The 23,969-nt window shown below is 61.7% G+C and carries 24 protein-coding genes and 1 tRNA gene; 24 read left to right on the top strand and 1 reads right to left on the bottom strand.

Annotated features, from left to right (window positions below; all coding sequences use genetic code 11):
* Window positions 1-183 precede the first annotated feature (183 nt).
* The 21 genes from pnp to RQP54_RS09930 all read left to right on the top strand — a co-directional run bounded on the left by pnp (window position 184) and on the right by RQP54_RS09930 (window position 20,233).
* Entirely contained in the window at window positions 184-2,337 is a 2,154-nt protein-coding gene (gene pnp / locus RQP54_RS09830; RefSeq protein ID WP_315678085.1) for a polyribonucleotide nucleotidyltransferase, read from the top strand.
* A 66-nt stretch (window positions 2,338-2,403) separates the two neighbouring features.
* Window positions 2,404-3,399 carry an NAD(P)H-quinone oxidoreductase gene (locus tag RQP54_RS09835; protein ID WP_315678086.1) on the top strand — a complete coding sequence of 332 codons (996 nt, stop codon included), beginning with the start codon at window positions 2,404-2,406 and terminating at the stop codon, window positions 3,397-3,399.
* Window positions 3,396-4,139, top strand: a complete 744-nt coding sequence (tpiA, locus tag RQP54_RS09840) for a triose-phosphate isomerase (protein ID WP_315678088.1) — start codon at window positions 3,396-3,398, stop codon at window positions 4,137-4,139. Before RQP54_RS09835 ends, tpiA begins: the two co-directional genes overlap by 4 nt.
* Before the next feature lie 33 nt (window positions 4,140-4,172).
* Window positions 4,173-4,529, top strand: coding sequence for a preprotein translocase subunit SecG (gene secG, locus RQP54_RS09845; RefSeq protein WP_315678089.1), 357 nt, complete (start codon window positions 4,173-4,175; stop codon window positions 4,527-4,529).
* Between the two features lie 120 nt (window positions 4,530-4,649).
* Window positions 4,650-4,734, top strand: a tRNA-Leu gene (locus RQP54_RS09850).
* A 58-nt stretch (window positions 4,735-4,792) separates the two neighbouring features.
* Window positions 4,793-5,152 (top strand): NADH-quinone oxidoreductase subunit A, encoded by a 360-nt coding sequence (locus RQP54_RS09855; RefSeq protein WP_315678811.1) that lies wholly within the window; start codon window positions 4,793-4,795, stop codon window positions 5,150-5,152.
* Window positions 5,153-5,155: 3 nt separating this feature from the next.
* Window positions 5,156-5,635 (top strand): NADH-quinone oxidoreductase subunit B family protein, encoded by a 480-nt coding sequence (locus RQP54_RS09860; RefSeq protein ID WP_315678090.1) that lies wholly within the window; start codon window positions 5,156-5,158, stop codon window positions 5,633-5,635.
* A gap of 8 nt (window positions 5,636-5,643) precedes the next feature.
* On the top strand, window positions 5,644-6,252 hold the full coding sequence (locus tag RQP54_RS09865) for an NADH-quinone oxidoreductase subunit C (protein WP_315678091.1): 609 nt from the start codon (window positions 5,644-5,646) through the stop codon (window positions 6,250-6,252).
* A 15-nt stretch (window positions 6,253-6,267) separates the two neighbouring features.
* Window positions 6,268-7,521 carry an NADH-quinone oxidoreductase subunit D gene (locus RQP54_RS09870; RefSeq protein ID WP_315678092.1) on the top strand — a complete coding sequence of 418 codons (1,254 nt, stop codon included), beginning with the start codon at window positions 6,268-6,270 and terminating at the stop codon, window positions 7,519-7,521.
* Complete coding sequence (gene nuoE, locus RQP54_RS09875; RefSeq protein ID WP_315678093.1) at window positions 7,518-8,006, top strand: NADH-quinone oxidoreductase subunit NuoE; 489 nt, start codon at window positions 7,518-7,520, stop codon at window positions 8,004-8,006. Before RQP54_RS09870 ends, nuoE begins: the two co-directional genes overlap by 4 nt.
* Window positions 8,003-9,358: an NADH-quinone oxidoreductase subunit NuoF gene (gene nuoF, locus RQP54_RS09880; protein ID WP_409997547.1), complete on the top strand. Its 1,356-nt coding sequence runs from the start codon at window positions 8,003-8,005 to the stop codon at window positions 9,356-9,358. The genes nuoE and nuoF overlap by 4 nt, the downstream gene beginning before the upstream one ends.
* Before the next feature lie 12 nt (window positions 9,359-9,370).
* A complete protein-coding gene (gene nuoG / locus RQP54_RS09885) occupies window positions 9,371-11,485 on the top strand; it encodes an NADH-quinone oxidoreductase subunit NuoG (protein ID WP_315678095.1) in 2,115 nt (704 codons plus the stop codon).
* Complete coding sequence (nuoH, locus tag RQP54_RS09890) at window positions 11,482-12,564, top strand: NADH-quinone oxidoreductase subunit NuoH (protein ID WP_315678096.1); 1,083 nt, start codon at window positions 11,482-11,484, stop codon at window positions 12,562-12,564. Before nuoG ends, nuoH begins: the two co-directional genes overlap by 4 nt.
* Before the next feature lie 10 nt (window positions 12,565-12,574).
* On the top strand, window positions 12,575-13,096 hold the full coding sequence (nuoI, locus tag RQP54_RS09895) for an NADH-quinone oxidoreductase subunit NuoI (RefSeq protein ID WP_315678097.1): 522 nt from the start codon (window positions 12,575-12,577) through the stop codon (window positions 13,094-13,096).
* A 24-nt stretch (window positions 13,097-13,120) separates the two neighbouring features.
* The gene (locus RQP54_RS09900) at window positions 13,121-13,750 is read left to right on the top strand and encodes an NADH-quinone oxidoreductase subunit J (protein ID WP_315678098.1); all 630 of its coding nucleotides are present in this window, start codon (window positions 13,121-13,123) and stop codon (window positions 13,748-13,750) included.
* Entirely contained in the window at window positions 13,747-14,055 is a 309-nt protein-coding gene (gene nuoK / locus RQP54_RS09905; protein ID WP_315678099.1) for an NADH-quinone oxidoreductase subunit NuoK, read from the top strand. Before RQP54_RS09900 ends, nuoK begins: the two co-directional genes overlap by 4 nt.
* A gap of 6 nt (window positions 14,056-14,061) precedes the next feature.
* Window positions 14,062-16,101, top strand: a complete 2,040-nt coding sequence (gene nuoL / locus RQP54_RS09910; protein ID WP_315678100.1) for an NADH-quinone oxidoreductase subunit L — start codon at window positions 14,062-14,064, stop codon at window positions 16,099-16,101.
* A gap of 12 nt (window positions 16,102-16,113) precedes the next feature.
* A complete protein-coding gene (locus tag RQP54_RS09915; protein ID WP_315678101.1) occupies window positions 16,114-17,589 on the top strand; it encodes an NADH-quinone oxidoreductase subunit M in 1,476 nt (491 codons plus the stop codon).
* Window positions 17,590-17,613: 24 nt separating this feature from the next.
* Window positions 17,614-19,107: an NADH-quinone oxidoreductase subunit NuoN gene (gene nuoN / locus RQP54_RS09920; RefSeq protein ID WP_315678102.1), complete on the top strand. Its 1,494-nt coding sequence runs from the start codon at window positions 17,614-17,616 to the stop codon at window positions 19,105-19,107.
* 44 nt (window positions 19,108-19,151) lie between these two features.
* Complete coding sequence (locus tag RQP54_RS09925) at window positions 19,152-19,766, top strand: NUDIX hydrolase (protein ID WP_315678103.1); 615 nt, start codon at window positions 19,152-19,154, stop codon at window positions 19,764-19,766.
* Window positions 19,763-20,233 (top strand): DUF1178 family protein, encoded by a 471-nt coding sequence (locus tag RQP54_RS09930; protein ID WP_315678104.1) that lies wholly within the window; start codon window positions 19,763-19,765, stop codon window positions 20,231-20,233. The genes RQP54_RS09925 and RQP54_RS09930 overlap by 4 nt, the downstream gene beginning before the upstream one ends.
* 30 nt (window positions 20,234-20,263) lie before the next feature.
* On the opposite strand, the gene RQP54_RS09935 is transcribed toward RQP54_RS09930, so the two are convergent.
* Window positions 20,264-21,154, bottom strand: a complete 891-nt coding sequence (locus RQP54_RS09935) for a LysR family transcriptional regulator ArgP (RefSeq protein ID WP_315678105.1) — start codon at window positions 21,152-21,154, stop codon at window positions 20,264-20,266.
* 72 nt (window positions 21,155-21,226) lie between these two features.
* Between RQP54_RS09935 and RQP54_RS09940 the strand changes: the two genes are divergently transcribed.
* The 3 genes from RQP54_RS09940 to RQP54_RS09950 all read left to right on the top strand — a co-directional run bounded on the left by RQP54_RS09940 (window position 21,227) and on the right by RQP54_RS09950 (window position 23,914).
* Complete coding sequence (locus tag RQP54_RS09940; protein ID WP_315678106.1) at window positions 21,227-21,877, top strand: LysE/ArgO family amino acid transporter; 651 nt, start codon at window positions 21,227-21,229, stop codon at window positions 21,875-21,877.
* Between the two features lie 10 nt (window positions 21,878-21,887).
* Window positions 21,888-22,571 (top strand): FMN-binding negative transcriptional regulator, encoded by a 684-nt coding sequence (locus RQP54_RS09945; protein ID WP_315678107.1) that lies wholly within the window; start codon window positions 21,888-21,890, stop codon window positions 22,569-22,571.
* A gap of 125 nt (window positions 22,572-22,696) precedes the next feature.
* Window positions 22,697-23,914 (top strand): hypothetical protein, encoded by a 1,218-nt coding sequence (locus RQP54_RS09950; protein WP_315678109.1) that lies wholly within the window; start codon window positions 22,697-22,699, stop codon window positions 23,912-23,914.
* Window positions 23,915-23,969 lie beyond the last annotated feature (55 nt).

Genomic DNA, 23,969 nt, shown 5'->3' on the forward strand with positions numbered 1-23,969 from the left:
AACGCCTGAGTTAGTTCACTAGCTCAGGCGTTTTTTACTTCGGAGACAACACAAAGCAGAGCGAAGCTGTGTCATTCCAGAGAAATTGCGCGGCAGTCTCTGTGGAATGGCATCGTGGACTGCGTGGTTGAATCCGGGCTTGACGGGGTGGCCTGCATCCCGAGAACATGACGGAGAAAACACATGACAATGTTCAACAAAGTGACCAAGACATTCCAATGGGGCCAGCACACGGTCCGCATGGAAACCGGTGAAATTGCACGCCAATCCTCGGGCGCCGTGCTGCTCGATATGGACGGCACCGTGGTACTCGCCACGGTGGTTGCCAAGACCGAAGCCAAGGCTGGCCAGGACTTCTTCCCCCTGACCGTCGATTACCTGGAAAAGACCTATGCCGCCGGCAAGATTCCCGGCAGCTTCTTCAAGCGCGAAGGCCGCCCCAGCGAGTTCGAGACGCTGACCAGCCGCCTGATCGACCGCCCGATTCGCCCCCTGTTCCCTGAAGGTTTCTTCAACGAAGTGCAGGTGGTCATCCATACCGTGTCGCTGAACCCAGAAGTCGATGCCGACATCGCCGCCATGATCGCCACCAGCGCGGCCCTGGCCGTGTCCGGTATCCCCTTCAATGGCCCCATCGGTGCCGCCCGCGTCGGCTACATCAATGGCGAATACGTGCTGAACCCGGGTCAGACCCAGCGCAAGGACTCGGCCATGGACCTCGTGGTCGCTGGTACCGAAGCTGCGGTGCTGATGGTTGAATCTGAAGCCCAGCAACTGTCGGAAGAAATCATGCTGGGTGCCGTGGTGTTCGGTCACACGCAAGGTGCCATCGCCATCAACGCCATCCACGAACTGGTGCGCGACGCCGGCAAGCCCGTCTGGAACTGGACTGCCCCGGCCAAGGACGAGGTCCTGATCGCCAAGGTGTCCGAACTGGGCAAGGCCAAGCTCGAAGCGGCCTACCAGATCCGCAACAAGCAAGCCCGTACCCAAGCCTGCCGCGCTGCCTATGCCGACGTCATGGCTGGCCTCAAGGCGGCTGACATCGCCTTTGACAGCGTGGCCGTCGAAGGCCTGCTGTTCGAGATCGAAGCCAAGATCGTGCGTGGCCAGATCCTGGCCGGTGAGCCCCGTATCGACGGTCGCGATACCCGTACCGTGCGCCCGATCGAGATCCGCAACAGCGTGCTGCCCCGTACCCACGGCTCGGCCCTGTTCACGCGTGGCGAAACCCAGGCCCTGGTGGTCACCACCTTGGGTACCGAGCGCGATGCCCAGCACATCGACGCGCTGAGCGGCGAGTACGACGACCGCTTCATGTTGCACTACAACATGCCCCCCTTCGCCACTGGCGAAACCGGTCGCGTGGGCAGCCCCAAGCGCCGCGAGATCGGCCACGGCCGTCTGGCCAAGCGCGCCCTCGTGGCTTGCCTGCCCTCCAAGGAAGAGTTCCCCTACACCATCCGTGTGGTGTCCGAGATCACCGAATCCAACGGTTCCTCCTCCATGGCCTCGGTTTGCGGCGGCTGCCTGTCGCTGATGGACGCCGGTGTGCCCATGAAGGCGCACGTGGCCGGTATCGCCATGGGCCTGATCAAGGAAGAAAACCGCTTTGCCGTGCTGACCGACATCTTGGGTGACGAAGACCACCTGGGTGACATGGACTTCAAGGTGGCCGGTACCACCAACGGTATCACTGCGCTGCAGATGGACATCAAGATCCAGGGTATCACCAAGGAAATCATGCAGGTCGCGCTGGCCCAGGCCAAGGAAGCCCGCATGCACATCCTGGGCAAGATGCAAGACGCCATGGGTGAAGCCAAGACCGAGATCTCCAATTTCGCGCCCAAGCTCTACACCATGAAGATCAACCCCGAGAAGATCCGTGACGTGATCGGCAAGGGCGGCGCCGTGATCCGTGCGCTGACCGAGGAAACCGGTTGCCAGATCAACATCGAGGAAGACGGCACCATCACCATCGCGGCTACCGATGCTGCCAAGGCCGACGAGGCCAAGAAGCGCATCGAAGGCATTACCGCCGAAGTCGAAATCGGCAAGGTCTACGAAGGCCCCATCACCAAGCTGCTGGACTTCGGCGCCCTGGTGAACCTGCTGCCCGGCAAGGACGGCCTGCTGCACATCAGCCAGATCGCCCACGAGCGCGTGGAGAAGGTCACCGACTACCTGTCCGAGGGGCAGATCGTCAAGGTCAAGGTGCTGGAGACCGATGAAAAGGGTCGCATCAAGCTGTCCATGAAGGCCTTGCTGGATCGCCCCGCGCCTGCAGCGCCTGTGGCTGCACCGGCTGCCGAAGTGACCGAGCAGCCTGCGGCCTAAACCGAGTTGCTCCTGATTTGGTAGCTGCTCACGCAGTTATCATGCGGGCTGGATGCCGATTTCGCCATGAAAGCGATTGAAATTTCGTCCTTTGGATCTCCAGACGTCCTGCGTCTGGTGGATCGCCCTGTCCCGGAGCCAGGGGTGGGCGAAGTCTTGATTCGTGTCGCTGCCAGCGGTGTGAATCGCCCTGATGTGCTGCAACGCAAGGGTGCCTATCCGGCGCCTGCCGGTGCTTCAGACCTGCCGGGTCTGGAAGTGGCCGGCGAGCTGGTGGATGGCGATGCTGCTGCCATGGCTCAGGCAGGGCTGGTGCGCGGGCAGCGCGTGGTGGCTCTGGTGGCCGGTGGCGGTTATGCGCAGTACTGTGTGGCGCCGGTCGGGCAGTGTCTGCCAGCCCCTGCGGGCTGGTCCGATGCCGAGGCGGCCAGCCTGCCGGAAACGGTGTTCACCGTGTGGAGCAACGTATTTGACCGCGGGCGTCTGCGCGCTGGTGAAACCCTGTTGATCCAGGGTGGCAGCAGCGGCATCGGCGTGACTGCGATTCAGATGGCAAAGGCTGCGGGTGCGACAGTCATCGTGACCGCAGGCTCGCAGGCCAAGTGCGATGCCTGTCGCGCCCTGGGGGCGGACCATGCGATCAACTACCGCAGCCAGGACTTCGTCGCCGAGGTGCAACGCATCACGGGGGGGCGCGGTGTCGATGTCATCCTCGACATGGTGGCAGGCGATTACGTTGCGCGCGAAGTCGAACTGCTGGCGGAGGACGGGCGTCTGGTGTTCATTGCCGTACAGGGTGGTGTGCAGGCACAGTTCAATGCCGGCTTGGTCCTGCGCAAGCGCCTGACCATTACCGGCTCCACCTTGCGCGCGCGCAGTGTGGAGTTCAAGTCAGCGCTGGCGCAGTCCTGTCTGGCCAATGTATGGCCTTGGATTGCGCAGGGCAAAGTCAAGCCGGTGCTCCACGCTACCTTCGCGGCGTCGCAAGCGCCGCAGGCCCATGCGTTGATGGAATCCAATGCGCATATCGGAAAAATTGTTTTGACATGGGGTGACGTATGAAAAAACTCATCGCTGGCAACTGGAAGATGAATGGCAGCCTGGCTGCCAACGAAGCCTTGATCAAGGGCTTGCTGGCGGGCGCAACCACGCCCTGGAATTGCAACGTGGCCTTGTGCGTGCCATCGGTCTACCTGTCTCAGGTGGTGGCATTGACCCAGGGGTCTCCTATTGCGGTGGGTGCGCAGGATGTCTCGCAGCACGAGTCGGGTGCATTTACGGGCGAGCAGTCGGCGGTGATGCTGCGGGATCTGGGCGTGCGCTATGCCATCGTCGGCCACTCGGAGCGCCGCCAGTACCATGGCGAGACCGACGTGGTGGTGGCACACAAGGCGCAGCGCGCCTTGGCCAGTGGCATCACACCGATCGTTTGCGTGGGGGAAACGCTGGCTGAGCGTGAGGCGGGTGTGACCGAAGAGGTCGTCAAGCGCCAACTGGCTGCCGTGATCCATGTGAATGGCCATTGCATCAGCGAGATCGTGGTGGCCTATGAACCGGTGTGGGCCATTGGCACGGGTAAGACCGCCAGCCCGGAGCAGGCGCAAGCCGTGCATGCGGTGCTTCGCGCACAACTGCATGCGGCCAGCGCCCAGTCGGCCCGGGTGCCGCTGTTGTATGGCGGCAGCATGAACGCAGCCAATGCTGCCCAGCTTCTGGCGCAACCCGACATCGATGGCGGTCTCGTAGGTGGCGCGTCGCTCAAGGCAGCGGACTTCCTGTCCATCATTGCTGCTGCGTCCTGAATCGAATTGTTTGCAAGTTCTTAGGAGAATCGTGTGAGTATTGTTGCTTCGATCATTTTGACTGTTCAGATGCTGTGTGCCATTGCCATGATCGGCCTTATCTTGGTACAGCATGGCAAGGGTGCCGACATGGGGGCGGCTTTTGGTAGCGGCGCTTCGGGTAGCCTGTTCGGCGCGACGGGCAGTGCCAATTTCCTGTCCCGCACCACCGCCATCCTGGCAACCATTTTCTTCATCTGCACCCTGGCGTTGGCCTATTTCGGCAACCTGCGCCCCACCGGGGGCAACAGTGTTCTGGAATCTGCCGCGGCCCCGGCGGCTGCCCTTGCTCCTGCTGCGCCCGCGCCTGCTGCGGCTGCATCGGGTGCTGCCCAGATTCCTGCTAAATAATTTGGTGCGTGCTGACTTCGCCCTACCGAAAATGGGGCGAAATCAGGGTAAACTCGGAGTCTGTCGAGAACGCGTGCCCTACGGGAGCCCTCGCAGCGTTTTCGAAGCAAAAGACAAGCAGCCGTCGTGGTGAAATTGGTAGACACGCTATCTTGAGGGGGTAGTGGCGAAAGCTGTGCGAGTTCGAGTCTCGCCGACGGCACCAAAAACAAGACTCCTAAGGGTGCAATGCCCTCGGGGGTGAGCAGTGATCAGTGAACCAGATGAACCTCGATCAATACCTCCCCGTCCTCTTGTTCATTCTGGTTGGCATTGCCATTGGCATACTGCCCCAGGTCATCGGGTATGTGCTGGGTCCCAACCGGCCTGATCCGGCAAAGAACTCTCCTTACGAATGTGGCTTTGAGGCCTTTGAAGATGCGCGCATGAAGTTCGATGTGCGCTACTACCTCGTGGCCATCCTGTTTATCTTGTTTGACCTGGAAACTGCGTTCCTGTTTCCCTGGGCGGTTGCGCTCAAGGAGATTGGTTTGATGGGATTTTTCATTGGTGCGGAGTTCGTCGTCGTGCTGACGATCGGCTTCGTGTACATGTGGAAAAAGGGTGCCCTGGACTGGGAGTGATCGATGATTGAAGGCGTTTTCAAAGAAGGGTTTGTTACCACGAGCTATGACTCGGTAATGAACTGGGCCAAGACTGGCTCGATCTGGCCCATGACCTTTGGTTTGGCCTGCTGCGCGGTCGAAATGATGCATGCGGCGACTGCGCGGTATGACCTGAGTCGCTTTGGTGCGGAGGTGTTCCGTGCCAGCCCGCGCCAGTCCGATCTGATGATCGTTGCCGGAACCTTGTGCAACAAGATGGCGCCTGCCCTGCGCAAGGTCTATGACCAGATGTCGGAGCCGCGCTGGGTCATCAGCATGGGTTCCTGTGCCAACGGTGGGGGCTACTACCACTACAGCTATTCGGTCGTGCGTGGTTGTGATCGCGTGGTGCCGGTGGATGTCTATGTCCCGGGTTGTCCGCCCACGGCGGAAGCACTGGTGTACGGCATCTTGCAGCTGCAGCAAAAGATTCGCCGCACCGAAACCATTGCGCGCGCGTGAGGACCACAATGACCCAAATCGCAGTTTCTACCCAACAGATCCAGGCTGCCGTGCAGGCGGCGCTGGGCAAGTCCATTCGACGCATGGTGGTGGACCACGGTGAAGTGACGGTATGCGTTGCTCCGGCTGACTATCTGGCTGCTGCGCTGGCATTGCGCGATACCGAGGGGTGCAAGTTCGAGCAGTTGATCGATTTGTGTGGTGTTGACTATTCGGAGTATCCGGAAGCGGCCATTGATGGCAAGCGTTTTGCAGTGGTGCTGCATCTGCTGTCCGTGTCCTTGAATCAGCGCGTGCGCCTGAAGGTGTTTGTGGCCGATGACGAGATGCCCATGGTTGCCTCGGTGTGTTCGGTATGGGCTTCCGCAGACTGGTTTGAGCGCGAAGCCTTTGACCTCTATGGCATCGTCTTTGATGGCCACGTCGATTTGCGCCGCATCCTGACGGACTATGGTTTCATCGGACATCCGTTCCGCAAGGACTTCCCGATGTCCGGGCATGTCGAGATGCGTTACGACGCGGAGCGGGCTCGGGTCGTGTACGAGCCGGTCACCATTGAGCCGCGGGAGAACACGCCGCGTGTGGTGCGGGAAAGCAACTATGGGGGGCTGCGCTGATCGGCGCGTCGAGTTATGGCGGAAATCAAGAACTACACCCTGAACTTTGGTCCGCAGCACCCGGCAGCGCACGGTGTGCTGCGTTTGGTGTTGGAGCTCGACGGTGAGGTCATCCAACGTGCCGACCCGCACGTGGGCTTGCTGCACCGTGCGACGGAAAAGCTGGCAGAGACCAAGACCTACATACAGGCCTTGCCCTACATGGACCGGCTCGACTACGTGTCGATGATGTGCAATGAGCATGCCTACTGCCTGGCGGTGGAGCGCCTGCTGGGGATCGAAGTACCCATTCGTGCGCAGTACATCCGTGTCATGTATGCCGAGATCACCCGCATCCTGAACCACTTGATGTGGGTGGGTTCCCATGGCAACGACATCGGCAGCTCCACTATCCTGATCTACGCGTTCCGCGAGCGCGAAGACCTGTTCGACATGTATGAAGCGGTCAGCGGCGCGCGCATGCACGCGGCCTACTTCCGGCCGGGCGGTGTGTACCGCGATCTGCCGGATACCATGCCGCAGCACAAGTCCAGCAAGGTTCGCGGCGCCAAGGGAGTGGATGCGCTGAACTATAACCGCAAGGGTTCGCTGCTGGACTTCATCGACAACTTCACGCAGCGTTTCCCGAAGTGCCTGGAGGAATACCACACGCTGTTGACCGAAAACCGCATCTGGAAGCAGCGTACGGTCAACATCGGTATCGTGAGCCCGGAGCGCGCTCTGAACCTGGGCTTTACCGGGCCCATGCTGCGTGGTTCGGGCATTGCCTGGGATCTGCGCAAGAAGCAACCCTACGACGCTTACGACAAGCTCGACTTTGACATTCCGGTGGGCAAGACCGGCGATACCTATGACCGGTATCTGGTGCGCATGGAAGAAATGCGCCAGTCGAACCGCATCATCAAGCAGTGCGTGGATTGGCTCCGCGCCAACCCCGGACCGGTCATCACGGACAACATCAAGGTGGCTGCTCCGTCGCGCGAGAGCATGAAGACCAACATGGAGGCCCTGATCCACCACTTCAAGCTGTTCTCTGAAGGGTTCCGGGTGCCGGCAGGCGAGGCTTATGCCGCGGTCGAGCATCCCAAGGGTGAATTCGGCATCTACATGGTCAGCGATGGTGGCAACAAGCCCTACCGCATGAAGATCCGTCCGCCAGGTTTTGTGCACCTGTCTGCGCTCAACGAAATGGCCCAGGGCCACATGATTGCCGATGCGGTGTCCATCATCGGCACCATGGACATTGTTTTTGGAGAGATTGATCGATGATCTCTGAATCTATGAAGGCGCGCTTTGCGCGCGAAGTCGCCAAGTACCCTGCCGAGCAGGCGCAGTCTGCTGTGATGGCCTGTCTGGCCATCATCCAGCAGGAGTTGGGCCATGTGAGTCCCGAGAGCGAGGCTGAGCTGGGTGCCTACCTGGGCATGCCCGCCATGGCTGTGCATGAAGTTACCACCTTCTACAACATGTACAACCAGACGCCGGTGGGCAAGTACAAGCTCAACGTCTGTACCAATCTGCCGTGCCAGTTGCGTGACGGTGTCAAGACCCTGCAATACCTGGAAAAGAAGCTCGGTATCTCCATGGGAGAGACCACGGCCGATGGCCTGTTCACGCTGCAGCAAAGCGAATGCCTGGGCGCCTGTGCCGACTCGCCGGTGATGCTGGTCAACGACCGCAGCATGTGCAGTTTCATGTCCGAAGAGCGCATCGACCAATTGGTGGATGGACTCAAGGCTGCCGAGGGCAAATGATGAGCGTCCAGAATCTGCTGAACCAGTTTGCCTCCACCGGCAATGAGACCTGTTTCCATGGTCGCCACATCAATCCGCAAATCTATGCAGACCTCACCGGCAGCAACTGGTCCCTGAAGGACTATGTGGCCCGCGGTGGCTACCAGGCCCTGCGCAAGATCCTGGGTCAGGACGGCGGTGCCGGCATGACCCAGGACCAAGTCATTGCCACCGTCAAGGAATCCGCCTTGCGCGGCCGCGGTGGTGCAGGCTTTCCGACGGGTCTGAAGTGGAGCTTCATGCCGCGCCAGTTTCCGGGACAGAAGTACCTGGTCTGCAACTCGGACGAGGGAGAGCCTGGAACCTGCAAGGACCGCGACATCCTGATGTTCAACCCCCATATCGTGATCGAAGGCATGGCCATCGCCGCCTATGCCATGGGGATCAACGTTGGCTACAACTACATCCACGGCGAAATCTTCCAGGTCTACGACCGCTTCGAAGCGGCGTTGGAAGAAGCCCGTGCCGCCGGGTACCTCGGCAACAACATCCTGGGTTCGAGCTTCAGCTTCCAGTTGCACGCCGCCCACGGTTTTGGTGCCTACATCTGTGGCGAGGAGACGGCATTGCTGGAGTCGCTGGAAGGCAAGAAGGGCCAGCCGCGCTTCAAGCCGCCGTTCCCGGCCAGCTTCGGCCTCTACGGCAAGCCCACCACCATCAACAACACCGAGACCTTTGCTGCCGTGCCCTGGATCATTCGCAACGGTGGCCAAGCCTATCTGCAGTGTGGCAAGCCCAACAACGGCGGCACCAAGATATTCTCGGTCAGCGGTGATGTGGAGCGCCCCGGCAACTACGAAATTCCCATGGGTACCCCGTTCTCCACGTTGCTGGAACTGGCGGGTGGCGTGCGCAAGGGCCGTCAACTCAAGGCAGTGATTCCCGGTGGCTCGTCTTCGCCCGTGTTGCCGGCGTCGATCATGATGGAATGTACGATGGACTACGACTCCATTGCCAAGGCTGGCTCCATGCTCGGTTCTGGCGCATTGATCGTCATGGACGACTCGCGCTGCATGGTGAAGGCGCTGCAGCGTCTGAGCTACTTCTACATGCACGAGTCGTGCGGTCAGTGCACGCCCTGCCGCGAAGGTACGGGTTGGTTGTCACGCATGGTTGACCGCATCGAAGCAGGGCAGGGGCGTCCGAGCGACATGGACTTGCTGGACAACGTGGCCGAGAACATCCAGGGACGCACCATCTGTGCACTGGGTGATGCGGCAGCCATGCCTGTGCGCGCCATGATCAAGCACTACCGCCATGAATTCGAGCACCACGTGACACACAAGTCCTGTCTCGTCCCTGCATCCATTTGAGTGGGTCTGAAGATGATTGAAATCGAACTGGACGGAAAAAAGGTCGAAGTCACCGAAGGCAGCATGGTGATGCATGCGGCCGAGAAGGCTGGCACCTACATTCCGCATTTCTGCTACCACAAGAAACTCAGCATCGCGGCCAGCTGCCGCATGTGCCTGGTCGACGTCGAGAAGATGCCCAAGCCCATGCCTGCCTGTGCCACCCCGGTGACCCAGGGCATGGTGGTGCGCACCAAGAGCGACAAGGCCATCAAGGCGCAACAGTCCGTGATGGAGTTCCTGCTGATCAACCACCCGCTGGATTGCCCGATCTGCGATCAGGGCGGCGAGTGCCAGTTGCAGGATTTGGCCGTCGGTTACGGCGGTACGAAATCGCGCTACGAGGAAGAGAAGCGCGTGGTCGAGCACAAGGACGTCGGGCCCCTGATCTCCATGGAGGAGATGAGCCGCTGCATCCATTGCACGCGTTGCGTGCGCTTTGGTCAGGAACTGGCGGGCGTCATGGAACTGGGCATGTCGCACCGTGGTGAGCATGCCGAGATTGAAACCTTTGTCGGCGCCACCATCGATTCCGAAGTGTCGGGCAACATGATTGACCTGTGCCCAGTGGGTGCACTGACCAGCAAACCTTTCCGCTACAGCGCCCGTACCTGGGAGTTGTCGCGCCGCAAGTCCGTCAGCCCCCATGACAGCACCGGTGCCAACCTGATCGTCCAGGTCAAGAACCACCGCGTGATGCGCGTAGTGCCGCTGGAAAACGACGCTGTCAACGAATGCTGGCTGGCCGACCGCGATCGCTTCTCCTACGAGGCGCTCAATGGTGAAGACCGCCTGACCAAACCAATGCTCAAGCAGGATGGTCAATGGCGTGAGGTGGATTGGCAGACGGCCCTGGAATACGTGGCCAACGGCCTGAAGGACATCGCCGCCGACCATGGCGCCAATGCGGTGGGTGCCTTGGTCAGCCCGCACAGCACGCTCGAAGAAGTCCAGTTGCTGACACAGCTGGTCCACGGTCTCGGCAGCGCAAGTGTGGACTATCGCCTGCGCAATGCGCAGTTTGCTGCGCCCAGTGGTGTTCGTTACCTGGGCATGGATATCGCCGCTTTGTCCGAGTTGCAAAGCGTCCTGGTCGTGGGCTCGAACCTGCGCAAGGATCATCCCTTGTTTGCCATGCGCGTACGCCACGCAGCACGCAAGGGCTGCCAGGTCCATCGCCTGCTCGCCAGCGAGCAGGACTGGGCTTTGCCGGTACGCCACAGCGTGCTTGCGCCCACAGCGAAGTGGGTCAGTGCACTGGCAGGGATCGCCAGCGCGGTAGCTGCCATCAAGGGTGTTTCAGCGCCGGTGGCTGCGACCGCCGATGCAACGGCACAAGCAATCGCCCAGTCGTTGTTGGCAGGTGAGCGCAAGGCTGTCTTGCTGGGCAATGCGGCTGCGCACCACCCCGCGTTCGAGAGCCTGCTGCGTCTGGCCAACTGGATCGGAGAACAGACGGGTGCCAAGGTGGGTGTGCTGACCGAAGCCGCCAATACCGTCGGTGCCCAACTGGTCGGTGCCCAACCGCGCGAAGGCGGTTTGAATGCGGCCCAAATGCTGTCCGGTGCTGCCAAGGCCGTGGTGCTCTTCAACGTTGAGCCCGGCGCCGATACCGCGGGATCTTCTGCTGGCTTGGCCAACGCCGACATGGTCGTCACACTGAGCCCGTTCAAGACCAATCTGGATATCAGCGACGTGCTGCTGCCCATCGCCCCCTTCACCGAAACGTCGGGCACCTTTGTCAATGCCGAGGGGCGTGCCCAAGGCTTCCACGCCGTGGTCAAGCCATTGGGTGATACCCGTCCAGGCTGGAAGGTCCTGCGCGTTCTGGGCAATGTGCTGGGACTGGATGGCTTCCAGCAGGTGTCTTCCCAGCAGGTGTACGAGCAGATCTGCGCTGCCGGCCGCATCGATGCGCAAACCGGTCGCGCAGCAGGGTTGTCGAACCAGAATGACGCTGCCATCGACCTGTCTGAACAGGCTGTGGCACCGGTCAGTGCATCGATCTACCAGTTGGATGGCTTGGTGCGGCGCGCCGCATCCTTGCAGGCTACGGCGGACGGTCGTCAGGAGGGAGTACAAGCATGATCGACGCACTCTACAACGGCGGCTTGGCGCTGTCTTCCGATCCTCGCTGGGTTGAAATTGGCTGGCCGGTGGTCTGGACCTTGCTCAAAATTGTGGCGGTCGTTTTGCCGCTAATGGGAGCCGTCGCCTATGCCACGCTGTGGGAACGCAAGTTCCTGGGCTGGATGCAGGTTCGTGTGGGCCCGAACCGCGTGGGCCCGTGGGGCCTGCTGCAACCGATTGCCGACGCCTTCAAGTTGCTGACCAAGGAAATCCTGGTTCCCTCGATGGCCAACAAGGGGTTGTTCTTCATTGGCCCCATCCTGACCATCATGCCGGCCATGGCTGCCTGGGCCGTGGTGCCCTTCGGACCTGACGTGGCACTGGCCAACATCAATGCAGGTCTGCTGTTTGTGATGGCCATCACGTCCATGGAGGTCTATGGCATCGTCATCTCCGGTTGGGCCTCGAACTCCAAGTACGCCTTCCTGGGCGCTCTGCGCGCATCGGCGCAGATGGTGAGCTACGAAATTGCCATGGGCTTCTGCCTGGTGATCGTGCTTATGGTCACTGGCAGCATGAATCTTACCGACATCGTGATGACACAGGCCAAGGGCACGTTTGCGTCCGCCGGACTGGGCGTGCTGTCCTGGAACTGGCTGCCGCTGCTGCCCATCTTCGTGATCTACATCGTGTCGGGCCTGGCCGAGACCAACCGCCACCCGTTTGACGTGGTCGAGGGTGAAGCCGAAATCGTGGCTGGACACATGGTCGAGTACTCGGGCATGTCCTATGCGATGTTCTACTTGGCGGAATACGCCAACATGTGGCTGGTGTCCATCCTGGCATCGGTGATGTTTCTCGGTGGCTGGCTGGCACCGTTCAGCAGCCCGCTGACCGACTGGATCCCGGGCTGGATCTGGCTCGGTGCCAAGACCTTCTTCATCCTGAGTTTTTTCATCTGGGTCCGTGCCACTTTCCCGCGCTACCGCTATGACCAGATCATGCGTCTGGGTTGGAAGGTGTTCATTCCCCTGACCCTGGTTTGGTTGATGGTGGTGGGTATCTGGCTGCAGACACCCTTCAACATCTGGAAGTGAGGACGTGTCCATGTCCAATCAAAGCATCTCGCGTACTGCTGCTCCGTTTTCCCTGGGCGATTTTCTGCGCAGCTTTCTGCTGCTGGAATTGTTCAAGGGCCTGGCATTGACCGGGCGCTACCTGTTCCGCCCCAAGGTCACGCTTCAGTACCCTGAAGAAAAGACCCCGCTGTCGCCGCGTTTCCGTGGGCTGCACGCCTTGCGTCGCTACGAGAACGGTGAAGAGCGCTGCATTGCCTGCAAGCTGTGCGAGGCCGTGTGCCCCGCCATGGCGATCACCATCGAGTCGACGGTGCGCGAGGACGGTACCCGTCGCACCAGCCGCTATGACATCGACCTGACCAAGTGCATCTTCTGCGGCTTCTGCGAAGAAAGCTGCCCGGTGGACTCGATTGTGGAGACCCACATTTTCGAGTACCACGGCGAAAAGCGCGGTGACCTGTACTTCACCAAGGAAATGCTGCTGGCGGTGGGTGACAAGTACGAAAAAGAAATCGCGGCCAACAAGCAGGCCGACGCCAAATACCGCTAACCGGACTACAGGATGTAACTTGTCATGAACGTAACCACCGGTCTTTTCTACCTGTTTGCGGCAGTCATGCTGTTCGCGGCGTTCCGTACGATCACGGTGCGCAACCCGGTCCATGCGGCCTTGTTCCTCGTGCTGACCTTCTTCCAGGCCGCCGCCATCTGGATGCTGCTGAAGATGGAATTCCTGTCCATCACCCTGGTGCTGGTGTACGTCGGCGCGGTCATGGTCTTGTTCCTGTTCGTCGTGATGATGATGGACATCAACGTCGAAGCCTTGCGCGAAGGTTTCTGGAAACACTTCCCCCTGGCTGCGGTCGTCGGCGTGGTCATCGTGTTTGAAATGGCGCTGGTGCTGATGCCGATTCGCGTGGTCGAGTCCCCAGAAGCCCAGGCCATGGCCGCTGCAGCGTCCAACACCAAGGAGCTGGGCAAGCTGATGTTCACCAAGTACATCTACCCGCTGGAAATTGCGGCAGCGATCCTGCTGGTGGCCATGTTTGCGGCCATCGCGTTGACCTTGCGCGCGCGCAAGGACAGCAAGTACGTCGACCCCGCGGAGCAGGTACGTGTCAAGTCGCGCGACCGCATGGAAGTAGTGAAGATGGCACCCACCGTGCGTGAAGATGCCGCCGCTGCTGAAGGAGAAAAGTCATGACCATTACCCTGGGACACTACCTGACGCTGGGCGCGATGCTGTTTGCGCTGTCGGTGGTAGGCATCTTCCTGAACCGCCGCAACCTGATCGTGTTGCTGATGGCCATCGAACTGATGCTGCTGGCGGTGAACACCAATTTCGTGGCCTTCTCGCACTATCTGGGCGACCTGCAGGGCCAGGTATTTGTCTTCTTCATCCTGACCGTCGCTGCTGCGGAGTCGGCCATCGGCCTGGCCATTCTGGTGTTGCTGTTCCGTAACCGTTCGAGCATCAACGTCGAAGAGCTCAATTCGCTCAAGGGTTAATACGATATGAGTCAAACCTTGTCTGCAACCACCTTGCTTGCGGTGCCGCTGCTGCCCCTGGCAGGCTCCGCACTGGCGGGTATCTTCGGCACCAAGTTCGGTGGCAATATGTTCGGGCGCGCCGCCAGCCATACCTTCACCATTCTGGGTGTCCTGCTGGCGTTTGTGCTCTCGGCCATGACGCTCCAGTCGGTCATCAACGATGGTGCGCGTTTCAACGAGACCATCTACACCTGGATGGTGGTGGGCGGCCTGAAGATGGAAGTCGGCTTCATGGTCGATGGCCTCACGGCCATGATGATGTGCGTGGTGACCTTCGTGTCGCTGATGGTGCACATCTACACCATCGGCTACATGGAAGAGGACGACGGCTACAACCGTTTCTTCGCCTACATCTCGCTGTTCACCTTCTCCATGCTCATGCTGGTCATGAGCAACAACCTGCTGCAGCTGTTCTTCGGCTGGGAAGCTGTGGGTCTGGTGTCCTACCTGCTGATCGGCTTCTGGTTCAACAAACCAACCGCCATCTTCGCCAACATGAAGGCCTTCCTGGTCAACCGTGTCGGTGACTTCGGCTTCATCCTGGGCATCGGCCTGATCGCCGCCTATGCGGGTACGCTCAACTACACCGAGGTGTTTGCCGCTGCCCCCAACCTGGGTACCCTGGGCTTCCCGGGCACCGACTGGATGCTGATCACGGTCATCTGCATCTGCCTGTTCGTGGGTGCCATGGGTAAATCGGCCCAGTTTCCGCTGCACGTCTGGCTACCCGATTCGATGGAAGGTCCGACTCCGATCTCGGCACTGATCCACGCCGCGACCATGGTGACGGCCGGCATCTTCATGGTGGCCCGCATGTCGCCGCTGTACGAGTTGTCCGACACCGCGTTGAACTTCATCCTCGTCATCGGTTCGATCACCGCGCTGTTCATGGGCTTCCTGGGCATCATCCAGAACGACATCAAGCGCGTGGTGGCCTACTCCACGCTGTCCCAGCTCGGTTACATGACCGTGGCCCTGGGTGCTTCTGCCTACTCGGTGGCCGTGTTCCATCTGATGACCCACGCCTTCTTCAAGGCCCTGCTGTTCCTCGGCGCCGGCTCGGTCATCATCGGCATGCACCATGACCAGGACATCCGCAACATGGGTGGCCTGCGCAAGTACATGCCCATCACCTGGATCACCTCGCTCTTGGGTTCGCTGGCCCTGATCGGTACGCCGTTCTTCAGCGGCTTCTACTCCAAGGACTCGATCATCGAAGCCGTGCACGCCAGCCACCTGCCGTTTGCCCACTATGCGTACTACGCCGTGATCATCGGCGTGTTCGTGACAGCGTTCTACAGCTTCCGCATGTACTTCATGGTGTTCCATGGCAAGGAGCACTTCCACCACAAGCCTTTCCCGGGTGAGCACGACCACCATGACGATGACCACGGTCATGGCCATGACCATACGCCGCACGAGAGCCCCTGGGTGGTGACTCTGCCGCTGGTGCTGCTGGCCATTCCGTCGGTGTTCATCGGCTACCTCACGATCCAGCCCATGCTGTTCGGTGACTTCTTCAGCGGTGCCATCGTCGTCAATGCCGAGCACCACCCCGCGATGGCGGAACTGGCCGAAGAGTTCCACAGTGCAGCGGCCATGGCCATGCATGCCTTTGTTACCTTGCCCTTCGCCCTGGCCCTGGGCGGCGTGGTGACGGCCTTCGTGTTCTACATGGTGGCGCCGAACATCCCTGCCGCCATCGGTCGTGCGCTGTCGCCGGTGGTGACCGTACTGGAAAACAAGTACTACATGGACTGGATCAACGAGAACATCCTGGCCCGTGCGGCCCGCGGTCTCGGCCTCGGTCTGTGGAAGGTGGGCGACCAGGCCATCATCGACGGCGCCGTTGTCAATGGCTCCTGGAAAGTGGTGGGCGCCGTGGCTGCCGTGGTGCGCCAGCTGCAGACTGGGTTCCTGTACCACTACGCACTGGTCATGGTACTGGGTGTGTTTGCCTTGATGACTTGGTTCATGTGGCCTTATTTCGTCTGGCTCAAGTAGGAGAACAAGAAAATGGGATTTTTGAGCCTTTCAATCTGGATGCCGATCGTCTTCGGCGTGCTTCTGTTGGTCGTAGGCAAGGACGAAAACGCTGGCTTTGTGCGTGCCGTGGCTTTGCTGGGCGCACTGTGCAGCTTCGTGGTGACCCTGCCGCTGTACATCAATTTCGAAATCGGCTCGGCGGCCATGCAGTTCGTCGAGAAGGCGCCATGGATCGGCCGCTTCAACATCTACTACCACCTCGGCGTTGACGGCATCTCCATGTGGTTCGTGCTGCTGACCTCGTTCATCACCGTGATCGTGGTGCTGGCCGGCTGGGAAGTGATTACCGAGCGTGTCAACCAGTACATGGGCGCCTTCCTGATCCTCAGTGGCCTGATGATCGGCGTGTTCTCCGCACTGGACGGCATGCTGTTCTATGTGTTCTTCGAAGCCACGCTGATCCCGATGTACCTCATCATCGGCGTCTGGGGTGGTCCGAACAAGATCTACGCCGCCTTCAAGTTCTTCCTCTACACCCTGTTGGGTTCGCTGCTGACGCTGGTTGCGCTGATCTATCTCTACATCCAGGCCCGAGGCAGCTTCGATATCGCCACGTGGCATGCGCTGCCCCTGACCATGCAGGAGCAAACCCTGCTGTTCTTCGCCTTCTTCACCGCCTTTGCCGTGAAGGTTCCGATGTGGCCGGTGCACACCTGGTTGCCCGACGTGCACGTGGAAGCGCCTACCGGTGGCTCTGCCGTGCTGGCGGCCATCATGCTCAAGCTCGGTGCCTACGGCTTCCTTCGGTTCTCCATGCCGATCGCCCCGGACGCGTCGCGCGAATGGGCCTGGTTCATCATCGCGCTGTCACTGGTGGCTGTGGTCTACGTGGGTCTGGTGGCCATGGTGCAACAGGACATGAAGAAACTGGTGGCCTATTCGTCGGTCGCCCACATGGGTTTCGTGACCCTGGGCTTCTTCATCTTCAATGAACTGGGCATTTCGGGTGGCCTGGTGCAGATGATTGCCCACGGCTTTGTGTCCGCTGCCATGTTCCTGTCCATTGGCGTGCTGTACGACCGTGTGCATTCGCGCCAGATTGCGAGCTACGGGGGCGTGGTGAACACCATGCCCAAGTTCGCGGCCTTTGCCCTGCTGTTCTCCATGGCCAACTGCGGCCTGCCGGGCACTGCCGGGTTCGTGGGCGAGTGGATGGTGATCCTGGGCGCCGTGAAGTACAACTTCTGGATCGGATTCGCCGCCGCTTCCGCATTGATCTTTGGCGCGGCCTACACCTTGTGGATGTTCAAGCGTGTCTACCTGGGCGCTGTGGCGAATGACGACGTCAAGGGTCTGACCGACATCGGTGCGCGTGAATTCACGATCATGCTGCTGCTGGCCCTGGCGACCCTGGGCATGGGCCTGTACCCCAAGGTGTTTACCGACGTGATGGATGCCTCTGTCATGCAACTGCTGCAACAGGTGAGCGCAAGCAAGCTGCAATAACCGGTTGGGAACGAGAGCGAAAAAATGATTGATACCATCAGTTTGATTACCGTCTACCCCGAGGCCATCCTCTTGGTGATGGCCTGTGTGGTGGCCCTGGTGGACCTCGGCGTGAACACACCGCGCCGCAACCTGTCCTACGCCATTACCCAAAGCACGTTGGCTGCGGTGGCCCTCATCCAGTGGCAGTTCGCCGCCACTGGCGCTACCCACTACGGTTTCGAAGGTATGCTGGTCAGTGACCCCATGGGCAACTGGCTCAAATTCTTCGCCACCATCGCCGTCATGGTGACCCTGGTCTATGCCCGCGACTATGCGGTCCAACGCGACATGCTGGCCCGTGGTGGTGAATTGTTCACCCTGACCCTGTTCTCGCTGCTGGGCATGTTCGTGATGATCAGCGGCTCCAACCTGCTGGTGATCTATCTCGGTCTGGAACTGCTGACCCTGGCAGGTTATGCCCTGGTGGCCTTGCGCCGTGATGACCTCAATGCCACCGAAGCCGCCATGAAGTACTTCGTGCTTGGCGCCCTGGCTTCCGGCTTCTTGCTCTATGGCATGTCCATGCTCTACGGCGCCACCGGCTCGCTCAACCTGGGTGAAGTGGTGCGCTATGTGGCATCGGGTGAACTGCGCATGGGCGTGCTGGTGTTCGGCCTGGTGTTCATCGTGGCCGGTCTGGCCTTCAAGTTGGGTGTGGTGCCTTTCCACATGTGGATTCCCGACGTGTACCACGGTGCCCCGACCGCCATCACGCTGATGATCGGTGGCGCGCCCAAGCTGGCTGCGTTTGCCATCATCATGCGCCTGCTGGTTGAAGGCCTGTGGCCGCTGGCAGCGCAGTGGCAGCAGATGCTGATGTTCCTGGCCATTGCTTCGCTGCTCGTCGGTAACCTGGCTGCCATCATGCAGACCAACGTCAAGCGCATGCTGGCGTTCTCGACCATTTCCCAGATGGGCTTCGTGCTGCTGGGTGTCATCGCTGGTCTGGTGAATGGCAGCTTCAAGGGCGGCGCCAACGCCTACAGCTCGGCCATGTTCTACATCATCACCTACGTGCTGACGACCCTGGCTTCCTTCGGCGTACTGATCCTGCTGTCGCGCAAGGGTTTCGAGAGTGACGAACTCGCGGACCTCGCGGGCCTGAACCAACGCAGCCCCCTGTACGCCGGCATCATGGCCGCCTGCATGTTCTCGCTGGCCGGCATTCCGCCCATGGTCGGTTTCTACGCCAAACTCTCGGTGCTGCAGGCCTTGGTCGTATCCAACTCGCCCATGTACATTGCGCTGGCGGTGTATGCCGTCATCATGTCCCTGATCGGTGCCTTCTACTACCTGCGCGTCGTCAAGGTCATGTACTTTGATGCCCCGGCCGAGAATGCGCAACCGATCGAGGCTTCTGGCGAGATGCGCATGGTGCTGACCGTCAACGGCCTGCTGGTGCTGGTGCTGGGTCTGGTTCCCGGAACCCTGATGGCCCTGTGTGCCGAGGCTGTGCTGCAGATGCTGACGACCTGACTCCGGTCGGGGTCGTGTCTCATTTCGGGTAGAGGCGCTCGCGCTTGCTGAATCGTCCCAGTACCCCACTCCAGGAAGACCGCGTGCACAGCGAAGAGCTGTTCCGCGGTCGTTTTCTGCATGCCTTCCGCGACACGGTGCGCCTGCCCGATGGTGCGCAGGCCGTGCGCGAGTACGTGGTGCATCCCGGTGCGGTCATGGTGATCCCCATGCTGGAAGGTCCCGATGGCAACCTGCGTGCGGTCATGGAGCGCCAGTTCCGCTACCCCGTGGGCCAGACCATGGTGGAGTTTCCGGCCGGCAAGCTTGACCCGGGCGAGGCCACATTGGCCTGCGCCCAACGCGAATTGCGCGAGGAAACGGGCTACCGTGCCAGCCAATGGGCGCGCCTGGGCGTATTGCACCCGGTCATTGCGTATTCCACCGAATTCATCGAGGTCTGGCTGGCCAAGGGATTGACGGCCGGTGAACGGGCTCTGGATGGCGGGGAGTTTCTCGAAGTATTTGACATCGCGCTGGATCCGCTGTTTCATGCCTGCATGAATGGCGAAATCACCGATGCCAAGACCCTGGTAGGCGCTTTCTGGTTGCAGAACCACCTGCAGGGGCGCCTGCCCGTGCAGTGGCAGCAGGTACCGGCCCCGGAGTCCATGCCATGAAGGTCCTGAACCTGCACTGTGGCGCCGGGCACACGTTTGAAGGCTGGTTCGCCAATGAAGACGATTTCCAGTCGCAGCATGAACGTGGGCTGCTGACCTGCCCAGTCTGCAACTCGGGTGAGGTGCACAAGGGCCTGTCGGCTCCACGCTTGAATCTCAAATCCCCGGCGTCGGAGCAGCAGGCCGTGGTTCCAGCGCCCGTGGTCAGCACGACGCAGGGTGCGCCCAGGGGATTGCCTCCCGAACTGGTCCGTGCCTGGATGGAGATCTCGCGCAAGGTGGTCGAGTCTACCGACGATGTGGGTGCCCAGTTCGCCGAAGAGGCGCGCAAGATCCATTACGGGGAAGCACAGGAGCGGGGCATCCGTGGCCAGGCGTCCCCAGACGAGGTACGGGACTTGCTCGAAGAAGGCATCGACGTGCTGCCGCTGGCCCTGCCTGAACCTGCCAAGCACACCTTGCAGTAGGGCCGTTCTGAATCCGGGTCGCCTGGGCGGCTACAGCAGTGCTTCTTTTGCCGCCTCCATGACGTGGTGCGTCAGCCCCTCCAGCAGCTTGGACGCGGCGCGGGCCCGCTGCCAGTGCAGCGGCACATCGAGCGGCGTGTCGGGCAACAGTTCCACCAGGCTGCCGCGCTCCAGGTGTTCGCGTACCATCACCAGCGGGTTCATGCCCCAGCCCATGCCGGCCAGCGAGGCCGCCACGAAGGCATGGCTGGAGGGCAGGTAGTGGCGAGGCAGTTCCACATGGCGGTGGCACAGGCGATGCACCCAGCGTGACTGCAGTTCGTCCTTGGTGTTGAACACCAGGGCCGGGGCCCGGGCCAGACTGCCTGCGCCCACACCATTGGCGAAATGCATGGCGTGGAAGGACGGGCTGCATACCGCCACGTAGCGCATGGCGCCGAGCGGCTGGCTGCTGCAGCCGGTGGCGGCGCGTGCGGTGCCGGTCACGGCGGCGAGCACGGTGCCGTTGCGCAGCCATTCGAAGGTGTGGTCCTGGTCGTCCACCGCCACGTCCATGAGCACCGGAGCGGTCGACGCGTAGGCGGCCATGGCTGGGGCGAACCAGGTGGCCAGGCTGTCCGCGTTCACGGCCACTGGCAGCCCCACGCGTACCGCGGTGTCGGCGGCCAGCGCGGGCAGGGTGCCCTCCAGTTCCTGCTCCAGCAGCAGCACCCGGTCCATGTGCTGGCACATGCGCCGCCCGGTTTCTGTGGCGGTGCAGGGCTGGGCCCGTACCACCAGGGCACAGCCCACGCGCTCTTCGAGCAGGCGAATGCGCTGGGACACTGCCGAGGGCGTGACGTGCAGGGCGCGGGCAGCGCGCTCGAAGGAGCCCTCGCGCACCACCGTGGCCAGGGCATGGAGGGAAGCGTAGTCCAGCATGGTTTAGAAAAACTGAATTGATGTTAGTAAAGATAGTTTGGCTTTATTTCGGAAGGCTGGCAAGCTAGCGCCATGTTGTCGACATTTCCCTCCTTTGCATCGCTCTTTCCCGCCCTGCTGCAGGGCTTCGTGCTGAGCCTCGGGCTCATTGTTGCCATCGGCGCGCAGAACGCATTTGTGCTGCGCCAGGGCCTGCGCCGTGAGCACGTGGGCACGGTGGTGGCCTTCTGCGCCGCATCCGACGCCGTGCTCATTGCCGCCGGGGTGCTGGGCATGGCGCAGGCCTTGGGCGAACGGCCTTTGGTGGCGCAGGCAATGGCGGTGGCCGGTGCCGTGTTCCTGGCCATTTATGGCCTGCAGGCCATGCGCCGGGCGCTGCAGCCGCACCGGTTGCAGGCCGCCCCGGGGGTGCAGGTATTGGGCCGTGGGGCAGCGCTGGCCCAGGCGGCGGCCTTCACGCTGCTCAACCCCCATGTGTACCTGGACACGGTCATGCTCATGGGCTCCATCGGTGCCCAGCAACCGGCCGCAGCGCGTGGCTGGTTCATTGCCGGGGCCAGTGGTGCGAGTGTGCTGTGGTTCGTGGGGTTGGGCTATGGGGCGCGCTGGCTGGCACCACTGTTCGCCCGCCCACGGGCGTGGGCCATACTCGACGCCCTGATCGCACTCACCATGTGGACGCTGTCCGCGCTGCTGGTGCGCCACGTGCTGGTCAATTTCTGAGCGAGCCGCCATGTACCTCCCCAACTACCATGCCCTGACCGAGCGCGATGCACTGTGGGCACTGATCGACGCCCATCCACTGGGGGCCTGGGTGTCGGCGTGCGCCGACGGCCTGGTGGCCAACCATGTGCCCTGGGTGCTGGACCGCACGCAAGGGGCCCACGGCACGCTCATCGGCCATGTGGCGCGGGGCAACCCGGTGTGGCGGCAGCTGGCCGACGGTGCCCCGGCGGTGGTGATGTTCACCGCCGCGCAAGCCTACATATCGCCCGGCTGGTACCCGGGCAAGGCAACCCACGGCAAGGTGGTGCCGACCTGGAACTATGCCGTGGCCCACGCCCACGGCACCGCCCGTGCCGTGCAAGACCGCAGCTGGTTGCTGGACATGCTGCAGCGCCTCACGCACGCGCAAGAGGCAGGCCGGGCCGCACCCTGGCAGGTGCAGGATGCCCCGGCCGACTACATCGACAAGCTGCTCGGCGCCATCGTCGGCATCGAGATCCCCATTGAGCGGCTGGAGGGGCGCAACAAGGCCAGTCAGGACGAAGCCCTGGAGGACCGCCAGGGCACGGTGCTGGGCCTGCACGCGGCCGGGGGCGAGCAGCAGCGCGCGGTAGCCCGCCAGGTGGTGCAGGCCCTGGCCGCCGAGGGGCACGCCGTTTCTGGCGGTTTGGATGGCATTTTCAAGCCCTAGCCCGCATGGATATTGCGTAGGCAGCTATTGATTGCATAGCGCCTGGCAGGCCGCTTCAATCGGCCTGGCGGGTCGCGTTACCATCGCCGACACGCTGCCCGCAGCGCAAGCTTCCAAGGAACCGCATGACACTCGATACCGCAGCATCTGCCTACGTGCAACTGGTGCTGGCCGTGGGCCAGCATGACCCCGGCTACGTGGACGCCTACTACGGCCCCGAGGCCCTGCTCCCCACGGGCAGTGCCCAGCCGCTAGAGGCCTTGCTGGGGCAGGCGCAACGGTTGCACAGCGAACTGTTGGCCTTGGCGCTGTCTGGCGCCGAGCGGCTGCGCTGGCAGTTCCTGCACAAGCATGTCGCGTCCGTGGCGGTGTACATCCGCAAACTGCAGGGCGAGCGATTGCCGTTCGACCAGGAATCGCTGGGCCTGTACGACGCGGTCTCGCCACCCGTGGATGAAGCGCGACTCGACGCCGTGCTGGACGGGTTGGGCGCCCTGCTGCCGGGCAGTGGCGACGTGCCGGAGCGCATGGTGGCCTACAACCGCCGCTTCCAGATCCCCGTGCAGCGGCTCGACGCCGTGTTCAGCGCCGCCATCGCCGAAGCACGCCAGCGCACGGCCCAGCACATTGCGCTGCCGCCAGGAGAGAGCTTTCGCGTGGAGTACGTCACCAACCAGGTGTGGAGCGCCTACAACTGGTTCCAGGGCCGCGGCCACAGCCTGATCCAAGTCAACACCGATCTGCCCATGGGCATCAGCCGCGCCATCGACCTCGCCGCGCACGAAGGCTACCCCGGCCACCACGTGTTCCACCTGCTGGGCGAGCACCACCTGGTGCAGGGCAAGGGCTGGCTGGAATACAGCGTGTTCCCGCTGTACTCGCCCATGGCCCTGCTGTCCGAAGGCGCGGCCAACCACGGCATCGAGGTGGTTTTCCCGGCCGAGGAGCGGCTGGCCTTTGAGCAGGCGGTGCTGTTCCCATTGGCAGGCTTGGACTCGGCGGAGGCGCCGCAGTACTACCGGGTGCAGGCCGTGGTGCAGCAACTCTCGTACGCGGGCAACATGGTGGCGCAGCGTTTTCTGGACGGCGAGATCGACGCCGCGCAGGCCGTGGCCCTGCTGATGCGCTACTGCCTGTACGACGAGGCGCGCGCCCGCCAGCGGCTGCGCTTCATCGAGCACAACCGTGCCTACGTCATCAACTACAACCTGGGCCAGGACCTGGTGCGCCGCTACCTGCACCGCGTGGCACCGGCCCAGGACAGCGCCGCCCAGTGGGTCGCATTGACCGACCTGCTGCTGCAGCCCCGCACGGCGTCCATGCTGCAGGAAGATACTGCATAAATCTGGCCATAGCCCGCGTATTTATTGCGTAGACAGCTACCAATTGTGTAGCGCC

Origin of the sequence: Curvibacter sp. APW13, from assembly GCF_032337135.1 — a bacterium.
GTDB lineage: Bacteria > Pseudomonadota > Gammaproteobacteria > Burkholderiales > Burkholderiaceae_C > Allorhodoferax.

Bases quoted from the DNA above. Each gene is read 5' to 3' on its own strand.
- pnp (WP_315678085.1), top strand. From the start codon at position 184: ATGACAATGTTCAACAAAGTGACCAAGACATTCCAATGGGGCCAGCAC.
- RQP54_RS09835 (WP_315678086.1), top strand. From the start codon at position 2,404: ATGAAAGCGATTGAAATTTCGTCCTTTGGATCTCCAGACGTCCTGCGT.
- tpiA (WP_315678088.1), top strand. From the start codon at position 3,396: ATGAAAAAACTCATCGCTGGCAACTGGAAGATGAATGGCAGCCTGGCT.
- RQP54_RS09855 (WP_315678811.1), top strand. From the start codon at position 4,793: ATGAACCTCGATCAATACCTCCCCGTCCTCTTGTTCATTCTGGTTGGC.
- RQP54_RS09860 (WP_315678090.1), top strand. From the start codon at position 5,156: ATGATTGAAGGCGTTTTCAAAGAAGGGTTTGTTACCACGAGCTATGAC.
- RQP54_RS09865 (WP_315678091.1), top strand. From the start codon at position 5,644: ATGACCCAAATCGCAGTTTCTACCCAACAGATCCAGGCTGCCGTGCAG.
- RQP54_RS09870 (WP_315678092.1), top strand. From the start codon at position 6,268: ATGGCGGAAATCAAGAACTACACCCTGAACTTTGGTCCGCAGCACCCG.
- nuoE (WP_315678093.1), top strand. From the start codon at position 7,518: ATGATCTCTGAATCTATGAAGGCGCGCTTTGCGCGCGAAGTCGCCAAG.
- nuoF (WP_409997547.1), top strand. From the start codon at position 8,003: ATGATGAGCGTCCAGAATCTGCTGAACCAGTTTGCCTCCACCGGCAAT.
- nuoG (WP_315678095.1), top strand. From the start codon at position 9,371: ATGATTGAAATCGAACTGGACGGAAAAAAGGTCGAAGTCACCGAAGGC.
- nuoH (WP_315678096.1), top strand. From the start codon at position 11,482: ATGATCGACGCACTCTACAACGGCGGCTTGGCGCTGTCTTCCGATCCT.
- nuoI (WP_315678097.1), top strand. From the start codon at position 12,575: ATGTCCAATCAAAGCATCTCGCGTACTGCTGCTCCGTTTTCCCTGGGC.
- RQP54_RS09900 (WP_315678098.1), top strand. From the start codon at position 13,121: ATGAACGTAACCACCGGTCTTTTCTACCTGTTTGCGGCAGTCATGCTG.
- nuoK (WP_315678099.1), top strand. From the start codon at position 13,747: ATGACCATTACCCTGGGACACTACCTGACGCTGGGCGCGATGCTGTTT.
- nuoL (WP_315678100.1), top strand. From the start codon at position 14,062: ATGAGTCAAACCTTGTCTGCAACCACCTTGCTTGCGGTGCCGCTGCTG.
- RQP54_RS09915 (WP_315678101.1), top strand. From the start codon at position 16,114: ATGGGATTTTTGAGCCTTTCAATCTGGATGCCGATCGTCTTCGGCGTG.
- nuoN (WP_315678102.1), top strand. From the start codon at position 17,614: ATGATTGATACCATCAGTTTGATTACCGTCTACCCCGAGGCCATCCTC.
- RQP54_RS09930 (WP_315678104.1), top strand. From the start codon at position 19,763: ATGAAGGTCCTGAACCTGCACTGTGGCGCCGGGCACACGTTTGAAGGC.
- RQP54_RS09935 (WP_315678105.1), bottom strand. From the start codon at position 21,154: ATGCTGGACTACGCTTCCCTCCATGCCCTGGCCACGGTGGTGCGCGAG.
- RQP54_RS09940 (WP_315678106.1), top strand. From the start codon at position 21,227: ATGTTGTCGACATTTCCCTCCTTTGCATCGCTCTTTCCCGCCCTGCTG.
- RQP54_RS09945 (WP_315678107.1), top strand. From the start codon at position 21,888: ATGTACCTCCCCAACTACCATGCCCTGACCGAGCGCGATGCACTGTGG.
- RQP54_RS09950 (WP_315678109.1), top strand. From the start codon at position 22,697: ATGACACTCGATACCGCAGCATCTGCCTACGTGCAACTGGTGCTGGCC.